The sequence below is a fragment of the Candidatus Goldiibacteriota bacterium HGW-Goldbacteria-1 genome, from assembly GCA_002839855.1.
In the GTDB taxonomy this organism is placed as follows: domain Bacteria; phylum Oederibacteriota; class PGYV01; order PGYV01; family PGYV01; genus PGYV01.
This window is the reverse complement of record PGYV01000015.1, coordinates 1-17,247: the sequence shown is the minus strand read 5'-3', so window position 1 is coordinate 17,247 and position 17,247 is coordinate 1. Positions and strand designations below refer to the sequence as shown.

The window sequence follows — 17,247 nt, the reverse complement described above, 5'->3', positions numbered from 1 at the left end:
TTTTTACGCTAAAAATTATATGTTACAGCTGATTTTAAAACCGGAAAAGGCACTGCCATAAATTCCATTTCCGCGTCTATGTATTTCCCTATTGGTATTACCATACCCATTGATAATACCGGTATCGGGAACCACGAAGTCTGTTTGGTTATCTCTCCGGTATCTTCATTTTTTATTTCTGTACCTTCATTTGAAAGTATTATTCCGCCGCCAAGCTGGAAGCCGCCAAAATTAAAACCAAGGCGGAAAGCGTCCATCATTGTCAAATGCACTTTATCAGCGCCATACGAAATATAAAAAGGGTCAAAGTAATGTGTGTAATTGAACGCTATAATTACTCCCGGCTTCCATGCAAGCGTTACCCTTGCAAAAGAAGGCAGTTTAACTTTCAGTTCTTTATCTGACCCGTCCATTGCTTCTTCCTGTGTCAGCGTTACATCAGAAATATCTATTGAATCCGGAATGGTGTGATATTTTATATCCAGCCTGCCTTTGTATTTAAGCTCCGGCTGAATTGAAAAATCAATTGCGGTTTCCACCGAATCGTCCGGCGAATGAAGCGATGTCCCAAACCTTAACCCCCAGCTTTCAGCCCTTAAATCCCCTGCTGCGGTTGCGTTTAAACTGTTATCAGGCCGTGTGTTAAATTCATAATCATTGCCGGAATACCGCGCAATTGCATCCACCTGCGCGCCGGCATCCGCGAAAAAGCGCGATTCAATGCGTTCCAAAACAGCGCCCACGGCCCAGATAGGCGTTATTTTTCTTGCCAGCCCGAATGACGTCACCACATTTCTTATATCCATATTTACAAGCGCGTTTACTTTGGCGCGCGCGTCCACGTCTATCATGGAATTTTCATCATCCGTCATATTAATTAAAACTTCCGTACCGTTTAACAGCATGTCAAATTCCATCGTAAATTTCTCTTCCCTGGCAAGGCCAAAACCCGCGCCGTTATCCGCAAAAGGCACCATTATTTCAAGGGAAGTTATTCCGGGCGGCTGGCCTATGTGCCCTTTTATAGTATCTATTGTGGTTGTAACACCCGCGGTTTTTGTCATGTCCTGAAACGATTCTTCAAGATTTTCATTTATTATGCTTTCAACGCTCTGCCCCGCAAAAGAAGCTATCATTCCCGTATCCATTCCCAGCGAAACAGGTATAAGCCCAAGAGAAGCAGTTGCTGTTTTCATAAATGCAAGGCAGGCAGGATTGTAAGAGGTAAAACTTTGATGAAAATCAAGGGTGGAAACCGTACCGCCCGCCCTTAAACCGTCGCCGCGCGAGCCGTAAAAAGCGTCTGTCTGAATTGCAGCGCGAAAATCAACAGAGCCGCCGTAAAATTCCCTGATTGTCATCACTGTTTCCGCGAAAACGGAACAGAAAGATAATAAAAACAAGAAGAAAAAGATGAATATTTTCTTTTTCATATACCCTCCAGGTTATTGATTTTTTATATTATACCCTATAAACAGATGATTTTAAACCGCATTTTTAAATTGGTATTTAAAATACATCTCTGTTTTTTATACGCTTAAGCATTTATTAAAATCTTAGCTTCCAACCATGTAATATCAAATACAGTTCAACTGCCGCGGGCTAAAGACCCACATCTGCCAAAATAGTATTAAACATCAGGTTTGGTAGCCGCACCCTTTAGGGTGCGTTGTTTAGATTTTTTCACTTCCACAACCTCACCCTGAAGGGTGCGCCTACCAGAACCAGAACAAGATCGAATCCAAACCAACTGCCGCGGATTGTCGTCTCCGCTATAGTGCCGGAAAAGACCCGCGCCTACCGGAACACAACAAAACCCAAATTAACTACAACTGCCCCGGGCTAAAGCCCGTGCCTACCACAACATTAAAAAACACAAAAATCAAAAAAACGAGACACAATGCATTGTGTCTCTACAGTAGAAAACAAAACTATAAACTATAAACTATAAACTTTAAAATAAAAAAGGCGGCCGTGAAGGCCGCCTTTTGATAATTAAATTGATATAATCTACTTAAGCCAGATATCATCCAGATATATTGTACCCTTACCCTGCATTCCGCCAAGCTGAACGCCTATAACTCCTATTGCAGAAGGGTCTAAGTCATTATTCCCGGCCTGAGAGCCGGAGTATATGTTCTTAAAGAATTCATCAAAAGGAATTTCATAATAAGCCCACTTTCCCGCGCCTGTCTGGCTTGGCGAATTCCAGTATTCACCATCGCCGCCGTTTGCCGCGGCTTCATTTACAAAGAAATAAAAAGTGGTATTTTCCGGAGCAAGCACCCATGCCGTAATAAACTTTCTTCCTGCGGCATCAATATAACCTTCTGTGGCATACGCGCTTGCAAGCGCGGCGCCGCAGCCCCATTCAGAACTTGTACCTGTGTCATAAGCGGAAGCTGCAGAACTGCTTCCGTTATATTTTTCATCGCCTGTAACCGCAAACTTTGACATATTTGCAGCCGCCTGTGTGTTGGCGTAAGAATAAGTCATTGGGATGTTTCCTCTTTCAAAATCATCAAAAAGCACCGGTTTTACTTCCGCCCCTGCAGCAGCCTTTGAAACCCTTGCGGTACCGGGCTTTCTAAATGAAATCACGCCCGCGCAGGAAGTAATTAAAAACAATATCGCTATGAATGAAGAAATTACAATTGTTTTTTTCAATTCAGCCTCCGAAATAAATTAGTTTCTGCTGTTATTTAAAGTAAATATCATCTATATATACGGTGCCTTTGCCCACAGAGCCCGAAAACTGCAGCCCCACAGTACCCATTGCCGTCATATCAACCGCGTTATTGCCTTCCTGATTTCCTGAATAAATATTCTTGTAAAATTCATCCATGCTTACTTCGTAAAGGTCCCACTTTCCGGTGCCTGTCTGGTTAGGTGAATTCCAGAATTCCCCGTCCCCGCCATTGTCCTGCGCTTCGTTGCAGAAAAAGTAAAAGGGCATACCAGCCGGTGCTTTTACCCAGATAGAAAAAGTGTCCCTGTCTTTTGCATCTATATATCCGCCGCCATACGCGCTTTGGGTTCCAATTCCAACTCCCCATGCACCGTCCGCGCCGGTATCAAAGCTTGAATACGCGGAATAATTTCCGCCGTGCTTTTCATCCAGCGTGGCAATAAATTTTTCAGCCGACGCGTTTCCGCCGGTATTGGCATATGAATAAGAACCGACAGCAGTGCCGGCTTCAAAGTCTTCAAATAATACAGGTTTAAATTTCTTCTTTTCGGATTTGGCCGCTATCTTTCCGCCTGAAATTCCGGGTGTCTTGACTTCTATAACACCGGCACAGGAAGTTAAAACAAATAACACGGCGGTTATACTTGATATTATAATTGTTTTTTTCACTTTTAACTCCTGATTGTTTATATGAGTTCTATCCGGCCGCGACTATTACCCCGCGGCCGGAAATATACTAATGTTACCTTAATTATTTATTAATAAAGTTCTATATCGTCAATCCATAATTCGCGGGAGTTAGGATAACGGTTATCTGCCGCGGGATCTCCGAATGTCTGGAACTGTATCTGTTTTACATGCTGAAGCACAGTAGCGATAGCACAATCGCCGCCCGGCGCAGAACAGTCTGCCGCATTAACCAGCGGGTTACTCCATGTTTCATAAGCAAGCGACGTAAAAGGTATTTCAATTAACGTCCAATCCGTGGCGCTGGCCACAATATTAAAGCCTGCGTCATTGGCCTTTGTATAACTTGCCGAAGACATAATCGCAGCTTCTTCGCCGACCGGCATTTCCGGATGATACTTTCCGTCACAGTTAAGCTGGTTGGTAAATGGTATCTTAACCCTCCAGTTCATTCCGTCGCCTTTATACCAGAACCTTATTCCGGTAAAGCCCGATAAGTCCACTTCCTGACAATCTATCGGATCGTCAATAAGCCCGGCAACACCGGTCATTCCTGTAGCATAACCTGTGGCGCCTTCACCCGCTGTAGGCGTTAACTGGCAGCCCATTCCGATAAAACCAAACCTGAATACGGTTGTTTCTTCAGCAGGATTATATATAGTAATCGTTCCTGCTCCGGTACATGTGGTATCTAACCACCAGCTGCCCGAACCGCCTTCACAGCCTGTTACATAACCGGTAACACGTGCAGCATAACCCTGTCCGTAAGGAGAACCGGAATAACCGGGAGCTGACATTACAAAAGGTTCAGGAGAAACAGCTTTTCTTTCAGCCCATGTATCAGACATAGGCCAAACGTAGGATGTTCCATTATTCTGCTTTGAGTTATCGTCATAAGTTATCCAATAACCGCCGGAATTTAAAACCGGTCCGCCTGTTACCTGGAAATCATTCTGGTTTGGCCCGTAAATGTCTTCACAGTCATCTATCCAGCCTGCGGGTTTTGGAATAGGCGTGTTTGTCGGAGTGCTGGTAAAAGTACGTGTAAATGTATTCGTGGGAATAGATGTGTCCCATGTATCTGTTGCTGTAGGTGTATTGGTAAATGTTGCTGTATGTGTAGCCGTTCCTAAATCTTCCGGAGCGACCGGAACTGTCCTTTTCTTGCTGCAGGCGGAAAATATTATCCCGACCGCGGCAAGTACCACTATTACCGTTACCAGAGCTTTTTTCATATTCGGCCTTACCTCCCTCAATTTTATCTTTCTTTAAATTATTATTTTAATACCGCGGTTCCCCAACCGGCAGGATTCTTGTAACTTTCAGCGTATCCCGACCATGTGAACTGAAGCTTTCTTGCAGCGCCTTTTGTTCCCTGATCATCTATGCTTATGTCAAAAGAAATTTCATTTCCGCTTGCCACGTTCCATGCAGGGAAGAAAGAAGCAGGTACCATTGCTTCAAGAATGTATCCGCCTTTTATCTTTTTCGCTTTTATTTTTGAACCCTCAACACTCTGCTCCATATTAAAGCAGAATACTTCCGGTTTGTTTATTACTTTTCCTTCTTTGTTTACTTTCCCCGGGTTAAAACCAATCTGATAATCTGATTCCGTGTACATTTCCCTTTCCGGGTCTGAATTGTCAAATCCAATAAATACTTCAACCGCATTGCCGTTCCACATATCTTTACCTACGTTATTATTAGCAATACCTTTAGGGCTTTTGATTTCTGCCGCCACATAAAGCGCGTCTTCAGTAAAAGCAACATATACTTTTCCTGACTGAACTTCTTTTCCTGCCCATTCCGCTTTGCCGTGCGTTAACATCTTTGCGCTGTCAAGAACAACGGGTTTAACTGCCGCCCAATCAGCAAGCGAGCCGTCAATTGTAAAACCTTCTGATACAATACTAATTGTTGTGTTTGGCTTTTCCGCGTAAACAAAAGCCGCCGAGAAAGCCAGTACCAATACTGCCATTACCGCAATTTTCTTCATTTTATTGCCTCCTTTAAAGATATTTTTTATTGTTTCTTTCTGTCAGTTTGACGGTATTACCTGACAAAAAGTTTACATTAAAAACAAGCATATAACTATTCAATTATACCCTATTTTTAGAACAGAATGCTTATCTTTGCGCCAAGTTCCTGCGCGTTATAACTGTTATAATCAGAGAATTTTGTGCCTATCGGTTCCCCGTAATAAATAGCATCTTCCGCTGTTTTTACCGTCCTGTTGTCTTCTATAAGGGTATTTGTAAAATATATACCCATTGTTACAGGTTTTGCCACTTTAAATTCCACTCCGCCGCCAAGGCTTGTGATTGTATGGTCATATCTTTCAGATATAAATGATGCAACGCCTCTTGGCATAGGCACCCTTGACAGAGTTGATGGAGTTTCCGCCGTAGCAAATAGAATACTGTCAGTTCCTTTTATCACATTACTTTTAAAACCAAAATATGCAAGTAATTTCTTTTTAATAATCTGATATTCTAAGCCAAGATCAATTCCCATGGAATCATAGGCAATCTTGGAATTGCCAACAGCATCATTTTTCACACTTTCCATTTTTATTCCACCCATCACAGCTAACTGCCAATATTCGGCCTTTGCCCCAAATTCTATAACAGAAAAGTTTTTAGGTTTATTCTTGATAAACGGCTCCGGCTCCGATGCCATTTCAAAATTAAACTTCGGAGAAATCATACCGTCAAAATAATCACCTTTAAGTCCAATTCTAATACCCGACCTGTTTGGCGTTGAATCACCATAAGGATTTGTTGCATTTTCATTCAGCGGATAATAAAGTAAATTGCCGCTTCTCATAACTCCGGTACCGTTAATATAATTGGGAATTGATGCAATACCCATTCCCGCTTTATGCAGTACAATAACAGGGTTATACATGGTAAAAGGATATATTTCGCCGCCAATTGTATAAGCAGGCGGAAGCCCGACACCGGGATTAATATTCCACGTATTATTCTGGGTAAGATATCCAAAATTATCGCCTTCATTATATATTCTTGTCTGCGAGGCATACGCGGTAAATGAATTGCCCACATTTTTGTAGCTTATTTCAACTGTAGTGTTAAAATAATTAGCTTCTATGCCGGCTTTTATAGCAGTGCCTTCGGCATAATGATGGCTTGATTTTGTAACATACTGATACGTTGCGTTGTCATAATACCATTGCGCCCACTGCTTGCCTTTTTTAGGCGTATACATTGATTTCGCAAATTCACCCAAAACCTTTACATAGCCGTCTTCATCCCCTTCTCCAAATTGATATTTAAACAGGCCGTCGCCTGATATTACATAATTATTGAATACATCCTTTCTAAAAGGATCTAAATTCTGTGCCGGGGTTAACTGGGTTCCTGTATCCTTGGCATCAGTAATTTCATTATAGTTTACGCCGACTTCAAGCATATCCTTAAGCGAAAAATCTGTTGCGATTCTGCCGCCTATCATATACCGATCATGAACATACGTTACCCCGCCGTACCCGGGTTTATTTGATTCACCCAGCCTTGCACCAAGCACCATCATATTAACATCAACCGAGTCAAACAGTTCAACTATTGTCTGAAGCTTACCGCCGTTTAACGGCCAGGAATTATCCAAAAGGTAAAGTTCATTTTTATTCATATCCCTTTTATCAGCAAAAACCTTGGCTTCAAAAGGCCTTTCGTCATCAACCGCCCATAAAGTGAACGGGGTCTGTTTCCCCTGAAAATCTCCGAATACAAACGATACCGGCATATCTCCCTGAATAAAAAACCTTCTTAAACCATAAACGTCCTTGCTGCCCCAGAATCCGCCAAACATATTTTCCAGCCTGAATGTGGCTTCCGCGTAAAGGTCTTTTCTTGCGCGAAGGGAGAACTTTAAATCAACATACTGTGTTATAGGCCTTACGCGTTCAACGGGAAGTCCGGCTGACTGAAACTGATTCCCGAATAACAGAAGGTCTGTCATGTAAGCATTAGATTCGCCGTTTATCCTCATACCTATTGAATTCAAAAGCTTATCCTGCTTCATTTCTATCTCTTTTTTCTTGGCGCTTAAATCGCCAATTGTATTTAAAATATCATCAAGTTTTTTCTCGGTGCGCATCATATCAGTCATGTACGCCTTGACAAGGTCGTATAACTTATTAATCTTGCCCATCAGATCGCTGCCGCCCGATGACGAATCGCCTGCTGCCGCGTAAAGGACGTTATTAACGCCGTTGTTGATATAGTCAACAACTTCCGCGCGTGTAAGCGAGTCTTTTTCAAGCGGCATTGTTATTATCCCGCTTTCAGAGAGCTCTTTTATATTCTTATAAGACCAGTGATCCTTTCCAATAAGGTCATCCGCGGCAAAAACAAAAGCCGGGACAATAAAAAGCATTAATACAACCGCAATTTTCTTTAACATTAAGTGTACCTCCATATATTTAGTAAATATTTTTTATCTTTAAATACAAGACCTTCATTACAAGCCTTACGCGGACAGCGCAGGAGCGCTGTCCCTACAAGTACAAAAAAATGCTTAAAAGAAGTTTTTAACTTCCATAAACAGGAACCAGCCGTCAAAGTCCTGGGTTTTCCAGGCGCTTGTAGGTGTGTCCCTGTAATCCTTGTAATATAAATCCTGGTGGAAGAACCTTTTGGCCCTTATATATAACGACGTCCTTGGCGCAAAGTCATAATCAAGGCCAAGGCCGTAGCTGTTATCAAGATATTCAACAGGCTTTTTAATATCCCTGTTTGTAAGCGCTACAGACTGCGAAGAGGACCAGCGTTCTATCGAAGCTTCTGCCATTAATCCTATCTTTCTTGTCGGGTTAAAGTATATGAACCCGCTTAAAAGATTCTGCGTGAAAAATGCTTTTCTGTCGCCAAATGTTACCATAAGGTCAGCGCCCGGCCATACAGTCACAAGTTCACCGTATGCCTGAACAAATAAATTATCTTTCATACCTAAAATCTTATTGAGCTGAAGTTTTAATTCAACAGAGGCATTATTGGTGTATTTCTTTGAACGGTCAAGCGGGTCAACATCAAGAACTATTACTTCTTTGTTGGTAAGCCACTTGTCTGTTATAAGATAACGTTTTCCGCTGTAAGTTCCAATTCTATGCAGTCCGCCTGTTAAACCATCCGGATCATTATACTTCCAGAACCCTGAAAAATCTCCACTATTATCCGGATATCCATAACTGCTATAAAATAGATGCCACCACATAGGGCCTGTAAGCCTGTTTCCCGAAACAAAGTGGTCAACATAAAGCCTGTTTGTGGTCGGGTTTATCTGCGATGCTGTGCCGTAAGTGAAGTTTAAAAAACCTCCCGGTATAGGCACGCTTGCAAGCAGGTCAATTCTCTGGGCATTATTATAAAGAAGCGTAGGGTCGCCGGAATAAGAGTGCCAATCCAGTTTTGCATGCCTTGAATCATCCGGCGGGGTGTTAAGCTGGTAATATGTAGTGTCAATGATAGCAGAAGCATCTGCTATATATGTAGGGTCAATTTTAGAATACTTGCCTGTAATTGTCGCGTGGGTTTTAAGTTTACCCTGCACATAAGCCGCGCTGCCCGCCGCGTTTACCCTGGGCGAATATAAGTCAATAGGGTCAAAAGGCTTCATCCAGCCGTGGTAATCTGAAAATTCGTATTCCCCGGTTAATTCAAAAATATCCATAAAGTTTAACTTGGCGTCGCCGCCTACTATTGTGTTCGCCTTCAAATAACCGTCAGGCGCAAGAGGATAGTTATAATCAGCGGGTGTCTGCGGGTCGCTTGATATGATTTCACTTTTATCATTTGAAGTGTTAAAAAAGTTAACCGCAATATGCGAAGCTTTTAAAGGACCAAATTCCAGCGGCTGCAAATACCTTCCCGCGAATTCATAAAGGTAAAGCACATCATAGAATTCTTCAAATTTTTCGGCTTTGCCTGCCATAAGCTTAAGCCTGCCTTTAGTGCCGAAGAAATCGTTGTTGTAAAGCGCTATACCCATAAAGCCGTGTTTTGACCAGATATCGCCGCGCGCGACAAAGGAGTGCAAAAACGCGTTTTCATAATGGCCTTTTGTGGTCTCTTCAAGCGCGTAATGGTCGCGGTCAAATAAAGCCGGCCTGTTTGAAAGCACGGATTTTGCGACAAACGGAGTAATATCTTCCCAGAAGAACCCTGTGGAAATAGCCCATCCAAAAGCGCCTATATTGATTGTGTATTTGTCAAGGAATCTCTGTCCCGTCCCCCAGTATTCGGGATAATTCATTACCGGCGTGCCGTCAGAAAGAATAAGTTTCTTTTCTGCTTCGTTCCAGGGTTTTTCAAAGGTAAGGTTTAATTTAAAGTTAATGTCCTGCGTTATTACGCCTTCTGTCCACAGCTGCATGAACGTTCCGCCAAGTGATGTATGGTGCACGGGAGAGACGCCAAAAGCTTCAACGTCCTGCCAGCGCGCGGTTAACATACCCTGCACTTTAAACGGAGGAATACCGCGGTATGTGGTCTTTTCGTGTTCCATTCCCGCTTCTATTGTTTCCGGATATATCTCTTCTATGTATGCTTTAAAGCCAGCTATTTCCGGGTTGGAAAGAAGTTTTTCCGCGGCCTGAACCCTTTTTCTCATCTCTATTGTTTTGTTATAAATTTCAAATGCTTTTGCCCTGTAAATATCAAAATATTTTCTTAACATGGCTGTCTTGCCCTGCGTATTGGTGCCGGGGGCAACGCTTGTGGCGGCTATAATATTATTTGCGCCTTCCACAATATACCTTGCTGCGTCATACGAGCTCATTGGTATTGTTTTAAAAGTATCCGGCATTACGGATGTAATTACACCCGACTGCGCAAGCAGGTAAAAATCATGATAGATGGGGTCTGTCTGAGGAATGATTAAATTCTCTGTGTCTGTTAAAGCAAATACAGACGCGGAAAAAACAAATATTAGGATAAGTGGAATTGCAATTTTTTTCATGCTTATCTCCTTAACAAAATTTCCCTGTTTTGTAATAATGTCCGCTTATTATAGCAGAAATTTCAGTTCGGTCAATTAATTTTTAACGTATTAATCATTAAATTTTAACGTTAAAATTCGCTATAGCTTATTAACGAATTAAGCAATTAAGCTATAGCGAAACAAATTTCTTCCGTTTTCGCTTCTGCTTAATTGCTTATAGCTTAATTCACATCCATTTAAATCAAATTCCGCGGGCTAAAGACCCGCGTCTACCAGAACCAAACCTAAACTTCAAACAGCTTAAATATCTTTCTATTCAACTGCCGCACCCTAAAGGGATGCGCCTACCAATACCAAACCTCCAAGCCTTCTAAGCATCCAAGCCTCTATATTATTTCATAATAATAATCTTATCCGTCTTTGCCCTTGCTTTATTGCCTTCCGCGTCTTCCGCGGTTATGGAGTAATAGTACGTTCCCCTTGCCAGCTGCCTTAACATATATTCCGGCAGCTCTATAACATTATAGCCCTGCATTAAATTCCTGTCTGATGTGTTTATTTCCGCGTATTTTACAAGCCTTGCGGAAACAGTGTATATTTTAATTTTTATTACCTTTGCCTGTTTTGTAATTAAGAACCTTATTTTTACCGTACCATCCCCGCTTACAGGATTGGGATATATAAGCGGTTTTTCAGGTATTGAAATTTTGCCGTCAGGCGTAGGCGACGGCGTCCATACCGGGGTGTGAGTATGCGTGACCGTAGGTGTATTGGTAAACGTCTGCGTGGATGTATATGTATTTGTTGATGTCGGAACAGTTGCAGTGTGCGTATTTGTGGCCGTATGTGTGTTTGTGAAAGTTGAAGTTGGAACTGTTGGCGTATGAGTATTTGTGAATGTATTTGTGTGCGTATGCGTGAATGTGGCTGTGTTTGTATTGGTAAGCGCAGGCACAGTTGAAGTATTGGTATGCGTTGCAGTGAATACAGCTGTATTTGTGTTTGTGGCGGTATTAACCGCGGTATAAGTGTAAGTAGGAGTATTAACTTCAGTATTTGTGTGTGTGGCTGTGTTAACCGCCGTGTATGTTTCAGTCGGAGTATCAACAGGAGTGTTTGTTTCCGTTGCCGTGTTTTCAGCGGTATTAGTTGCCGTATATGAATAAGTGGCAGTGTATGTCAGCGTTGCCGTATCCGTAGCCGTGTAAGTCGGCGTATTTGTATATGTTTCAGTCGGCGTGTTTGTGTAAGTCTGTGTGTTTGTAGCGGTATCTGTCGCAGTGGGTGTATTTGTGTCAGTTGCGGTATTGGTAAATGTGTTTGTACACTGTGGAATTGTTGTCGGTGTTATTAAAACTCCGGTAAATACATTATTTGTTTCATCAAGTTCTATAACATTATCAAATATATCCGCTGTTATATTTACAGCGCCCGAAGGCACATACTGCATCCAGAACGAACCGCTTCCACCCGGCGGAAGGTCTGATACCGTAACAGTATTGCCGTCAACATCAATTACAAAAGCCGCTGACGGGTCGCTGCCCTGATTTCTGTATGTTACAAGTATTCCCTGCGCCTGCATTCCCGCGCCGATAATGCACGGCACAGGATTCTGCACGGTAATTGAAGCTGACAGGATTACAAGATCCGGCCCGCCGGGTATCGGCGTGGCGGTTGCCGTATGCGTGTGTGTGTCTGTAGGCGTATTGGTAAAAGTATTCGTCACGGTAAAAGTACGGGTAAAGGTGGACGTAAAAGTATCAGTTGCTGTAAATGTATTTGTGTGCGTATTGGTATAAGTGTTTGTTATTGTATGCGTATAAGTGGAAGTATCAGTCGGCGTATTTGTTGAAGTGTGGGTGTTTGTAAACGTATCAGTAGGCGTGTTTGTTAAAGTGCTTGTATTTGTAAACGTGCTGGTTGCTGTATTTGTAAAGGTGGCTGTATTCGGTATAGGCGTATTTGTCGCGGTGTAAGTGTTTGTCCGCGTATTTGAAGCCGTATAAGTATATGTGGCCGTAGGCGGTATCGCCGTGTTGGTTGCAGTAGAGGTGTTTGTGTTGGTATTTGAAGCCGTATTTGTATATGTGGCTGTCGGCGGAATTGGTGTGTTGGTTGCCGTGAAGGTATTTGTGCGTGTATTTGAAGCCGTATAAGTATATGTGGCCGTAGGCGGTATTGGCGTATTTGTCGCGGTATGTGTGTTTGTGTTGGAAGCGGTGGGCGTATTGGTTCTTGTATTGGTGGATGTGTAAGTGTATGTGTGGGTGTTTGTTGCCGTATGCGTGGATGTATAAGTTCTTGTATTTGTGGGTGTTGATGTGGTGGCGTCCGGGCAGCCCGTTGCTCCCGTACAGACATGCCTGCCTGTCGCCGTATCCCGCGTTGTATTGCTTACGTATTCACATACCAGGTTTGTTCCCTGATAAAGCACGTGCCCGCTGTTATTCTGATAAGTGGTCCATGTTTTTTCTATCTTCGCATAATCATCGCATTCAGCATCAAAAGGCGTCTGATAACCGTCCCTGTTAAGCCTGCCCTGCACAATAATATATCCGCCGTTGGCAGGAATATCCGTTGCAGGAAAAGAAATAACAACTTTTTTTGTGCCGCCCGTGCAGGTTTCACCCGCAGAGGATGCAAGCGTGGGGCTTATTGACGAATACCCCGAACCGTCCGCATTATATTTTGCCGCAGAATCTATTGCGCCTGCTATCGTTCCTGTTGTCCCAAGCCAGATAACAACCGTAATATTTGAAGCACTAACCGCCGTAGTTTCCCAGTTTGTAATCCTATAATCAAAACCAAAAGAATTATCCGTACACGAAGCCACGCTTCCATTAGTTTTTACTTCAAGGTTAAGCCTGCTTGTCAAGGGCGGTATTGGAGTTATCGTCGCTGTTGCTGTAGCGGTGTACGTGAAAGTCTTTGTCCACGCCGGGTCAGGCGTGTTTGTCTTTGACGGAGTGTGTGTGTAAGTTGGTGTTGCCGGATTGCTTATCGCAATATACGCCGCGACAGAACCCACAAAACCTGCGTTATAATCAACACCCACTTCATTTGCCACATAATCATCTATCTTGTCATTATAATTACCGCACGATGAACGCGGCCCGCCGACAAGCGCGCCTTTAAGCTGATATAAATATGGAACGCTTCCGGGGCTTGCATTTTCCTGCGGCCATTTGGTATCGGCGTCAGTTGTCCTTCCAAACGCGGCGCGGTGATGCGGGTGCGCGACCGAACCGGCTGCAGCATTATCCGGATTGGTGTACCCTATTAAAAAAGACCTGCCCGCGGGCGCACCCGGAGAGCCGGCTATATCGCCATGAGTTCCCAAAACAAAATCAATATTATTTTTTAAAAATGTAACCGCGTTTGTTTTTTCCGTACCTGTGGCTATATTGCTGTAAAGCGCCGCTATATAAGCCATATTGGCGGCGTATCTTAATGAGCCCCATTCCGTCTTAAAAGCATACGAACCTGTACCGCAGGTCACCATTGACGCCCTGTAGCTGTCCACTTCTGTTTTTAACTTTGCAAGCTGACTTGTGTCGCCGGCTTTATATAATTCATAAGCGGCAATAGGTTCCGTGTGGTCATAGCAGAATATCCAGTTGGTGGGCATTGTGTAGCTGTTGCCTGTAAAACCCTGCGCCTTTGTAAGATACGTTGAAGCGTCAGCGGAATTTCCCCTTGCCACAGCAGCTTTTCTTATTGCAATGGCGCCCCATGCCATATCATCGCCCCAGTTGCCTGCCGGATAATAACCTCCGCCGCCAACGGCGTTAGGGCTTGTTTCTCCCGTGGCAAGATACGCTTTGGCTTTTGTATAACAGGTATCGGCATAAGCTGAATCATACGGCGCATAAGCTATTGCCATAAGCGCCAATGCGGCAGCAGAGTTTCCGGCAATATTGCTGGCGCCGGAACCTGCAAAACTTACAGGCCTTCCGCCGTCTTTTTCCCCGCCTTCTGTAACATTGTAAGTATTGCCATAATAAACAGGTTCAGACATATGTTTGTGATCATAATCGCCGTTGCCTTTCTGGTAATAAAAACCGGCGCCTGTGTGCGCTTTTATAAGCCAGTCCGTCATAATTTTAGCTTCATCAAGGATATCCGGAATTCCGTTTGCGGGAGGCGCGGAATTTGCCTGAGTATATCTGTCTTCATGTGACGGTTTAAATTCAACATAAGAGTGAAGAAGAACCGACGCGGCATAAGGCGCTGTCTGCCCGAATAATACATGGTCACCGCAGTCGTGCCAGCCGCCTGTCAGGTCTCTGCTTACTGTCTGCCCGTCTTTTACATGGCATGCGCCGTGTATCCACGAACCGGTATTGCCGCATCGCTGCGCGCCGTAATAATATGTGGATAAATACAACGCCTGCCTGTAATCATGCGCCGCAAAAAGGTTAACAGAAGATAATACGGCAATAATTGCCGCTACTGTAATTAAGGCTTTTTTCATTGCTGTGAACCTGCCTGTTTAGATTAGCAGCCTAATGTATATAATTTACCATATATTTAGACAATTAAACGTATAAAAAGTTTCGTATTTTGAACAAGGTTTTGTATTGTAAAACGATTGAAATGTATCGTTAATCATGGCATATTTCACGATTTTCAGCATCTATTTTTGCGAAAAAGCAGGTGAAAAACAAATATCTAACCGCACCTAAAACCGCAATATTTATTAACAAAAAGTCACTCAACTTTTATGCTATTACAACACCTGCAGTCAAGAGACGCCCTACAGATACAAACCAACTGCCGCGGATAATATCGCATGAAGTTTGATATAGATGCGATATTAAAGACCCGCGTCTACCAAACCCAAACCATAAACAAATAACAAAACAAAAAGCCGGACAGCGCGGGAGCGCTGTCCCTACAAAAACAAAAACATAAATACAAACAAAAAAGGCGGGATGAATATCATCCCGCCTTTTTGTATGTCAGTTATTGCTTATTATTTTACTATTATTATCTTATCTACTGAAGATCTTGCTTCTTTGCCTGCGTCATCTTTTACCATTATTACATAGTAATAGGTACCGTTTGACAGGCTCTTGAAGTATTCGGCCGGGACAGTAATAATATTGTCGCCTGCCGTAAGGCTTCTGAAGCCCCTGTTAATTTCTGAGGCAGGTACTTCAAGCTGTTTTACAAGCCTTGACGATGACGTGTACATCTTAAACGTTACTGTCTTGGCGTTCTTTGTGATAAAGAACTTAATATTAACATCCCTGGTTGCATCTGCCGGGTTTGGATAGCTGAAGAACGGCTTATCATCAGGTATTTCAAGGTCTGAATCCGGCGTTACAACAGGTGTCGGTGTTAATGTCGGTACTCCGGCGTTTGTTAATACCGCGATATTGCTTCCGGACATATCCGTATTACCGCTGTCTGTATTTGTCACCTTTACGTTAAATACGTAATTACCCGAAGGTATCGTGGCAAACCATGACGCAGGTATTAATACTGTGTGTACGCCGATACCAAGTTCATCCGTTAATGTGTAAATACCTATCGGGTCTGATGAACCGGCAGAAGCCAGTATAATCTGAACCTGCTGCGCAGATTCAACACCAATCTGGAACTGTACGGGAACTGTTGTAAGCGACGGTATATCAATTAACGAAAGAACCGTCACATTACTTACCGTTATATTTCCCGGAACATCCGTTGCCGTAGGTGTTGCCGTAGGCCCTGTAGGAGTGTTTGTTACTGTGGCTGTATATGTGTTTGTATTTGTATGTGTGTGTGTAGCTGTGTGTGTATTTGTATTTGTGGCGGTCGGACCCGTCGGTGCCAAAGACCATGCTCTGCTTGCACTGGAAGCCATTGCCATCTGCCCAAGCCCTGAATTCATAACCGTTACCCTTACAATATAGATGCCGTCAGGTATTCCGGTAATCCCTGCCGTGGAAACATTTATAGACTGAGCTCCCGGAGCAATCGTTGTACCGCTGTTATAAAGTGTTGCCACTGCTGTTCCGCTACCGTCAACAAGTTCTATTAACGTGCTTGTCGCGTTCTGTCCGGTGATGTTAAAGTTTACAGTTACAGTGGAAACCGAAGGTATTGTTATCGTACCTGTACCCGGAACCAGCGTAACAGTATCAACGCCAAGAACCGCTACGGTATTTGTAAATGTTGCTGTCGGGCCGGGTATTGTGTTTGTATTTGTTGCCGTGTGTGTGTTTGTTGCCGTGTGTGTATTTGTTGATGTCGCGCCCGCAGGTACTGTATTGGTCGGTGTTGCAGTATTTCCTGTAGGAGGCGGTGTCGGGCATACAGCGCAACCATAGATGATTAAATCATCTATCCAAAGATCTGCTGTTGTTGTTCCTGTGGTTGCGTTAAAGCTTGTCTGGAACTGTAATGCTTTTGCATTTGCAAGTACTTCAAGTAAAGGATACGCAGTACCCCATCCCGTTGCCTGAGCAAAAAGTGTAAACGGAATATCAATTAAGGTCCATGCTAAAGGGGCCGTAAAATCATAACGATAGTCGTTGTATCCGGTTAAAGAAGCGTCCGCGGATGTCGTATAAGGTATCTTAATATGATACGCTTTATTATCGCCTTTTGCATAAAACCTTACGCCGGTGCATCCCGAAATATCAGTTACCTGACCAGTGCCTTCAGGAGGCGCGCCTGCCATTGAATTTAACTGCGAACCCATTCCTATTGAAGGATAGTCATTGTTTGCCGCTGTTATCGGGCCTACTGTTCCTGTAAAGTTAGCAGCCATAGCCGAGCCATTATATCCGCCAGCTGTCATTGCAAATGTTCCGCCGCCTGCTGTTTCCGGTACCGGAACAACTGCCGCGCCTGTGCCGTCCTGATATGTGTACCAGTATCCGCCGAACAGGTTGGTGTTGTCCCCGTCTTCAGCGTCTTCC

The 17,247-nt window shown here is 43.5% G+C and carries 9 protein-coding genes; all 9 read right to left on the bottom strand.

The genetic code is table 11. From position 1 onward, the window contains the following. Positions 1 to 8: 8 nt before the first annotated feature. Positions 9 to 1,433 carry a hypothetical protein gene (locus CVV21_12060; GenBank protein PKL90530.1) on the bottom strand — a complete coding sequence of 475 codons (1,425 nt, stop codon included), beginning with the start codon at positions 1,431 to 1,433 and terminating at the stop codon, positions 9 to 11. A 577-nt stretch (positions 1,434 to 2,010) separates the two neighbouring features. Then, on the bottom strand, positions 2,011 to 2,667 hold the full coding sequence (locus tag CVV21_12055) for a hypothetical protein (protein ID PKL90529.1): 657 nt from the start codon (positions 2,665 to 2,667) through the stop codon (positions 2,011 to 2,013). Positions 2,668 to 2,698: 31 nt separating this feature from the next. Further along, positions 2,699 to 3,358, bottom strand: coding sequence for a hypothetical protein (locus CVV21_12050; GenBank protein PKL90528.1), 660 nt, complete (start codon positions 3,356 to 3,358; stop codon positions 2,699 to 2,701). Between the two features lie 89 nt (positions 3,359 to 3,447). Beyond that, entirely contained in the window at positions 3,448 to 4,611 is a 1,164-nt protein-coding gene (locus CVV21_12045; GenBank protein PKL90527.1) for a hypothetical protein, read from the bottom strand. A 41-nt stretch (positions 4,612 to 4,652) separates the two neighbouring features. Beyond that, complete coding sequence (locus CVV21_12040; GenBank protein ID PKL90526.1) at positions 4,653 to 5,372, bottom strand: hypothetical protein; 720 nt, start codon at positions 5,370 to 5,372, stop codon at positions 4,653 to 4,655. A gap of 116 nt (positions 5,373 to 5,488) precedes the next feature. Continuing rightward, positions 5,489 to 7,801 carry a hypothetical protein gene (locus CVV21_12035; GenBank protein PKL90525.1) on the bottom strand — a complete coding sequence of 771 codons (2,313 nt, stop codon included), beginning with the start codon at positions 7,799 to 7,801 and terminating at the stop codon, positions 5,489 to 5,491. Between the two features lie 114 nt (positions 7,802 to 7,915). Further along, on the bottom strand, positions 7,916 to 10,354 hold the full coding sequence (locus CVV21_12030; GenBank protein ID PKL90524.1) for a hypothetical protein: 2,439 nt from the start codon (positions 10,352 to 10,354) through the stop codon (positions 7,916 to 7,918). Positions 10,355 to 10,727: 373 nt separating this feature from the next. Then, positions 10,728 to 14,810, bottom strand: coding sequence for a hypothetical protein (locus tag CVV21_12025; GenBank protein PKL90523.1), 4,083 nt, complete (start codon positions 14,808 to 14,810; stop codon positions 10,728 to 10,730). A 501-nt stretch (positions 14,811 to 15,311) separates the two neighbouring features. Beyond that, the coding region (locus CVV21_12020) for a hypothetical protein (protein ID PKL90522.1) at positions 15,312 to 17,247 on the bottom strand (1,936 nt) is incomplete at its 5' end.